The sequence below is a fragment of the Bartonella sp. TT119HLJHH genome, assembly GCF_042193385.1.
GTDB lineage: Bacteria > Pseudomonadota > Alphaproteobacteria > Rhizobiales > Rhizobiaceae > Bartonella.
The window spans coordinates 1-555 of record NZ_JBHILS010000151.1 but is presented as its reverse complement, the minus strand read 5'-3'; the positions used below and the strand labels follow the sequence as shown (position 1 = coordinate 555).

Below are 555 nucleotides of genomic sequence, written 5' to 3'. Positions count from 1 at the left end.
ATCACTTAGTGGCACGCGAAAGTCTGAAACTTTCCCTACAATACCTTTCATGTTTTCTTTTGGTATCGTCCATATATCTTTATCTATTTGTTCGAGACGCAAATAGCGCAATGGATACGACCGTACTCCAGTCAAAATCAAGAGCTTCAGTGCTAAATTTGAAAGGATATTATCATCCAAGCTCTGATAAAATGCCGGAACTTCTTGCCATGGCATAGCAGGAATATTTGTTGGTGTAGCACGGGGTTTTCCCAAAAGGGCGCGTGCTTTCATACAAGCTTGTAGATCAACTTCCAAACCAAGAGCCGCCGCATATTTCAAGCAAATGTTAATACGGTTTAACGCTTTTCGTGCTGTATCTGCTTTTTCATGCCAAAGGGGTGAGAGAACATTGCGAATGATATTAGCCGTTAATTTTTCTATAGATAGGCTGCCTATGTGTGGAATCACGTGCAACTCTAGTGGAGAAAACCAGCGGCCGTTTTTACCTTCATTTTTCAACTCTGCTTTTTTGCTTTCAAAAGCCGCTTTTGCAATTTCTTGAAAAATATTGCT

The 555-nt window shown here is 40.5% G+C and carries 1 protein-coding gene; it reads right to left on the bottom strand.

Translation table 11 applies throughout. The features are described 5' to 3' along the window. Positions 1-555: tyrosine-type recombinase/integrase (locus ACFIJL_RS10005; protein WP_375624562.1), on the bottom strand; the 555-nt coding region annotated here is incomplete at both ends.